Origin of the sequence: Sedimenticola hydrogenitrophicus (genome assembly GCF_029017505.1) — a bacterium.
Taxonomy (GTDB): domain Bacteria; phylum Pseudomonadota; class Gammaproteobacteria; order Chromatiales; family Chromatiaceae; genus Sedimenticola; species Sedimenticola hydrogenitrophicus_A.
Genome location: NZ_JAQGEI010000108.1, coordinates 1 through 751 on the forward strand (window position 1 = coordinate 1; position 751 = coordinate 751).

Annotated in this window: 1 pseudogene; it reads left to right on the forward strand. The window is 52.7% G+C overall.

Features of this window, described 5'->3' with window-relative positions:
- Nucleotides 1-428: 428 nt before the first annotated feature.
- Nucleotides 429-751, forward strand: a pseudogene (locus O9K64_RS23470) (hypothetical protein); the annotation flags it as partial.

The following is a 751-nucleotide window of genomic DNA, read 5'->3' on the forward strand; positions in this document are numbered from 1 at the left end:
TGGGGTGTGCGGCCGAGCAAGGTCGGTAGTTCCAGTGGGTGAGAGTCCCACTCCGGCAAGGCAGGCCAGCCACCGGATAGCAAGCATCGGGCAGGCGGGGGTAACCCCAAATGTTAAGCACGATGGGCGCAAGTCAGCAGGCCGTAAGCGTAAGCTGAAGTGATTTAGCCTCGTAAGGATTCCACACGGGCAGGGCGACAAGGTACCCCTCTTGGAAGCCACCATGCAATGATGCGACAGGCAAGTGTCATTGTGCTGCCCCGGGGTTGTAAAGCATGGCATGTTGGACATCGGGAAGTATCGGCAACTCGGGAGATCCTGAGTCGTCTTTCAATGAAGAGAGTAAGTTGAACAAGTGATAATAAAGCGAGAACAACTGAAGCGACTCAGGAAGTCGGATGGTGGCGTAGGAGCGATGAAGGCGAGTAATGTTGCTGGAGCAAAGGCCATCACGACAACAACAGCGTTGTGAGGACACAGGTATCGTGCACAGAAACGAAGAAAGCGTGACCACAAAATTACAACGCATAGCCGAGAAAGCCAGCAAAGACAAGCGCTGTCAATTCACCAGTTTATTTCATCTGATGAACAAACCGCTGTTGCTGGAATGCTTTACGCAGCTCAAAGGAAAAGCCGCGTCAGGCATAGACAATGTCACCAAAGCGCAATACGCCGAAGACCTGGACGCTAATCTGGATAACCTGATTGAACGTCTACACAAGATGGCGTATCGACCGCAACCGGTACAGCG